The organism is Vibrio sp. 10N.222.48.A3, assembly GCF_041475345.1.
GTDB lineage: Bacteria > Pseudomonadota > Gammaproteobacteria > Enterobacterales > Vibrionaceae > Vibrio > Vibrio tasmaniensis_A.
Genome location: NZ_JBFRVX010000317.1, coordinates 1 through 4,755, shown reverse-complemented (window position 1 = coordinate 4,755; position 4,755 = coordinate 1). Strand labels below are relative to the sequence as shown.

The 4,755-nt window shown below is 43.8% G+C and carries 4 protein-coding genes and 1 pseudogene; 4 read left to right on the top strand and 1 reads right to left on the bottom strand.

Translation table 11 applies throughout. From position 1 onward, the window contains the following. Positions 1-1,628 (bottom strand): cache domain-containing protein (locus tag AB4653_RS10075; protein WP_372104041.1); only part of this gene is annotated, 1,628 nt, incomplete at its 3' end. 163 nt (positions 1,629-1,791) lie between these two features. On the opposite strand from AB4653_RS10075, the pseudogene AB4653_RS10070 reads away from it, so the two are divergent. The 4 genes and pseudogenes from AB4653_RS10070 to AB4653_RS10055 form a co-directional block, all read left to right on the top strand. Continuing rightward, positions 1,792-1,974, top strand: a pseudogene (locus AB4653_RS10070) (hypothetical protein); the annotation flags it as partial. 294 nt (positions 1,975-2,268) lie between these two features. Next, entirely contained in the window at positions 2,269-3,567 is a 1,299-nt protein-coding gene (tig, locus tag AB4653_RS10065; RefSeq protein WP_004736079.1) for a trigger factor, read from the top strand. 105 nt (positions 3,568-3,672) lie between these two features. Continuing rightward, a complete protein-coding gene (gene clpP, locus AB4653_RS10060; RefSeq protein WP_004736080.1) occupies positions 3,673-4,299 on the top strand; it encodes an ATP-dependent Clp endopeptidase proteolytic subunit ClpP in 627 nt (208 codons plus the stop codon). An 81-nt stretch (positions 4,300-4,380) separates the two neighbouring features. Beyond that, the coding region (locus AB4653_RS10055) for a ClpX C4-type zinc finger protein (RefSeq protein ID WP_372104038.1) at positions 4,381-4,755 on the top strand (375 nt) is incomplete at its 3' end.

The following is a 4,755-nucleotide window of genomic DNA, read 5'->3' as shown; positions in this document are numbered from 1 at the left end:
GAAGGGGAGGTGAAGCCTGGGCCATTGTCATCGACATGAATCAGCAAGGTCTTGGCTTGTTGATGGTCGGGCTTCCTAATCTCTAACAGAATAGCTAATTGTTTGTCGTCTTGTTGTTCCATCGCCTGAATCGCGTTAGTCAGCAAATTAATGATCACTTGTTCCAATTGAATGGCGTTGGCGAGCACGCAAGCATCAAAGGTTTCAGGAAGTTCGTTGACCTTTACTCGTTCACTCTTGAGTTGTGGTTTCATCAGTTCTTTTGACGAGTGCAATACTGGCAGTATCTGTAACGTGTGCAGCTCTTCCGCAGTGGATTTCTTTGCAAAGGAACGAAGCTGGTGGCTTATCTTAGCCATACGGTCAGTGAGCGCCGAGATTCGCGATAGGTTGTCATCGACACGCTCGGTTTTTTCTTTGGCAAGAAACAGTCGGCCGTTGTCGGCATAACTGCGAATCGCAGCAAGCGGGTTATTCAGTTCATGGCTGATGCTTGCTGACATTTGCCCCAACACTGCCAGTTTGGCGGCTTGGATGAGTTCGTCTTGTGTCTGCCTCAGTACATGTTCAGTTTCGATTCGGTGCTTAATCTCGACATGCAACTCTGATGTTCGTTCAAGCACTTGAAATTCTAGCTTTTGCTTGGCTTCGGATTGCAGTCTGTCTATCTGAGCTCGTCTTTGTTGTCGATGGTGATTGAGTTGCATCGTTAGATAAATAATCGCAAAAATAAGGCTCAAAACCACAAGGTAAGCAACCAAGTCCCACCAAACTAAGTGGGTCGGAGAAAATACTCGTATGGTGAGTTTTGGCTCGGCTAGGAAGCGTGAGGAGTTAAAGAACTGCTCTTGGACGAGCTTGTGGGGAGACTCAATATTGCTAGTAGCACTCTCTAAGTCACCGGAGAAGTGCAGGCTTTCTATTTTTGTATCGAGATACTGCCTGCTTTCTTGAATTCGAGTGTGTTGTTCTTCGCTTAATGGTTGAAGGCTTTTGAACAGCCACTCAGGATTACTCGACATAAATACGATCTGGTCTTTATCGTCAGCAACAAAAAAACTCTGTTTGCCTTTCCAACTTGCTTCAATCAGCGATAAATCCATCTTTACGACAATGACGCCAATAATCTCGGCGGCATAGGCGACGGGGTAAGAATAATAATAGCCTCGTTTCCCAGAGGTTGAACCTAGCGCAAAATATTGATTTTCATTGCCAAGAATCGCTTCTTGAAAGTAGGGACGGAAAGCGAAATTTCGCCGAATAAAAGAACGCGGTAGATTCCAGTTACTGGCTGCTATGGTGGTGCCAATGCTATCTAACAGATAGGTGTCCGATGCTTGAATCACCGAGTTTACGTGTTCTAGGTAGCGATTGGTGAGTTCGATTTGCGCAGAGTTACTTGGAGAGTGAAGAGCATCGACCAACTCTTTGTCTTTTGAAAGCAGCTCGGGAATGTGCGCGAACTTGTCGAGTTGGCTTGAAATATGAACCGAAAATCGGTCTAGCTTAGATTGATGATCATTTAACAAACTTTCATGGCTTGTGTTCCACACCCAATGACCGCCGAACACCATTAGTAAACTGTATGTGGCCATTAATAGGATTGGGATTCTCAAAGCTTGAAACATGAAGGCTCTCCGCTCATTTCTTTGGTAAATAATCAAGCCTGTCTTCTCTCGTTTATGGTAGCAAATAGCGGTAGTGTTTGCTGAAAGTAGACAGTCGCCAGATGGATGTAGGTTAAGGGTTTGTAACGGGGATTGTTGAAAAAGTTATCGACTCTGAGGGGTAAAACAAGAGCAAGATCTCTTTTTAAGGTTTTTAGCAAAAAAAGCCCTCGATTCCCTTGAAAAAGTCGCTATTGTCCCCATTTCTGTTGTGCTAAGTGATGATTTGATCGTTTTTGTATCATTTAGTTGGACGAATTTAGAGCATTCATCATCATGCAGAGGTGAACGGCTCGACAGAGATTAAACAGATCGCTAGAATGTCGCGTCTAAAATTTCTGTCCTGAGGCTAATCGGAGATACCTTTCTTGTTTTCGAAAACAAGCTTTATTGCGTTTTAATCGACGCGTGAAGAACGAAGATATCGCTGATTAGTCTGGTGTTTGGTTGAATAATCAATTCAGACATCAATGCTCGATTTTAAATTAGGTGTTCGGATAGAGCACTACACAAGGATGCAGCCAACAACGTCGGCTTTTGAATTAAAGCTAAGTTACGGCTCATATGCTCAGATTACTGAGCCAGTTTTGAGGTTTATATAATGCAAGTTACTGTTGAAACGCTAGAAGGCCTAGAGCGCCGTCTTAATATTACTGTTCCTGCTGCTAACATCGAAGATGCAGTTACAGCTGAACTACGCAACATCGCGAAAAACCGTCGTTTCGATGGCTTCCGTAAAGGCAAAGTGCCAATGAAGATGGTTGCTAAAATGTACGGCAAAGCAGTACGTCAAGACGTGATGGGCGAAGTAATGCAACGTCACTTCATCGAAGCGATCGTTAAAGAGAAAATCAACCCAGCTGGCGCACCTACTTTCGCACCAGTTGAAAACAACGAAGGCGCTGACCTAGTATTCAACGCAACTTTTGAAGTTTACCCAGAAGTTGAGCTGAAAGGTCTAGAAAACATCACTGTTGAGAAACCAGCAGTAGAAGTTAAAGAAGCTGACGTTGAAGAGATGATCGAAACTCTACGTAAGCAACAAGCGACTTGGACTGAAGTTGAAGCTGCTGCTGACGCTGGTTCTCGTGCAACTATCGACTTCGTTGGTTCTATCGACGGTGAAGAGTTTGAAGGCGGCAAAGCTGAGAACTTCCCACTAGAGATGGGCGCTGGTCGCATGATCCCTGGTTTTGAAGACGGTATCGTTGGTAAAACAGCAGGTATGGAATTCGAAATCGAAGTAAACTTCCCAGAAGATTACCACGCTGAAAACCTAAAAGGTAAAGCTGCTAAGTTCTCTATCAAGCTGAACAAAGTTGAAGCTCGTGAGCTTCCAGAACTAAACGAAGAATTCGTTTCTAAGTTCGGCGCAGCTGAAGGCGTTGAAGGCCTTAAAGCTGAAGTTCGTAAGAACATGGAGCGTGAGCTTAAGCAAGCAGTTAAGAACCGCATCAAAGAGCAAGCAATCGACGGTCTAGTTAACGAAAACAACATCGACGTACCTTCTGCTCTAATCGATCAAGAGATCGGTGTTCTACGTCAACAAGCTGCTCAACGTTTCGGTGGTAACACTGAAGCTGCTGACCAACTTCCACGTGAGCTGTTCGAAGAGCAAGCTAAACGTCGCGTAGTTGTAGGTCTTCTTCTTGGTGAAGTAATCAAGACTGAAGAGCTAAAAGCTGATGACGAGAAAGTTAAAGCTATCATCGAAGAGATGGCTACAGCATACGAAGATCCAACAGAAGTTATTGCTTACTACGAGCAAAACGAGCAAATGATGAACAACATGCGCAATGTTGCTCTAGAAGAGCAAGCTATTGATGCAATCATCGCTAAAGCTCAAGTTTCTGATAAAGAAGTTAGCTTCAACGAGCTAATGAATCAGCAACCTGCTTAATATAGTAATATCTGACGTAGAAGGTTGACGTACGGTCAACAATTCTGCTAACAATGGTCCGTATGATTTAATCATTCGGGCCATTTATTTTAGGGACATAAGAATATGAGCTACCAAGAAAAAAATACAATGCCATCGATTATGGACGCACTAGTTCCTATGGTGGTTGAACAGACTTCCCGTGGTGAACGTTCTTACGATATTTATTCTCGTCTATTAAAAGAACGTATCATTTTCTTAACAGGTCAAGTGGAAGACCACATGGCAAATCTTGTCGTGGCTCAACTGCTTTTCTTGGAATCAGAAAACCCAGACAAAGATATCTATCTTTACATCAACTCACCTGGCGGTAGCGTAACAGCGGGCATGTCTATCTATGACACAATGCAGTTCATCAAGCCAAACGTGAGCACAGTATGTATGGGTCAAGCTTGCTCTATGGGTGCATTCTTACTAGCGGGTGGTACTCCGGGTAAGCGTCACGTGCTTCCAAACTCACGTGTAATGATTCACCAGCCACTTGGCGGCTTCCAAGGCCAAGCGTCTGATATTCAAATTCACGCGCAAGAGATCCTAACGATCAAGCAAAAGCTAAACAAACTATTGGCAGAGCACACAGGTCAGCCTCTAGAGGTTGTTGAGCGTGATACAGATCGTGACAATTTCATGTCTGCTGATCAGGCTGTAGAATACGGTTTGGTGGATTCAGTTCTTAATCACCGCGGTCAATAATTGCAGGGCAATTGTTTAACGCAAAGTGATTCAAATTGATATACACTCAAACATAGAGAGTAAAGGCTAAGAGGTTAGCGAATGACAGATAAAAGCAAAGAGGGTGGTAGCGGTAAATTGCTTTACTGCTCTTTCTGTGGCAAAAGCCAGCACGAAGTTCGCAAGTTAATCGCAGGTCCTTCTGTTTACATTTGTGATGAATGTGTCGATCTTTGTAACGACATTATTCGTGAAGAAATTAAAGATGTTCTTCCAAAGAAAGAATCGGAATCGCTGCCAACGCCGCGTGAGATTCGTGAGCATCTTGACGACTATGTAATCGGTCAAGAATACGCGAAAAAAGTGCTAGCAGTTGCAGTATATAACCACTACAAGCGTTTACGTAATGGTGATACGACGGCTGAAGGCGTAGAGCTAGGTAAGAGTAACATTCTTCTTATCGGTCCTACTGGTAGT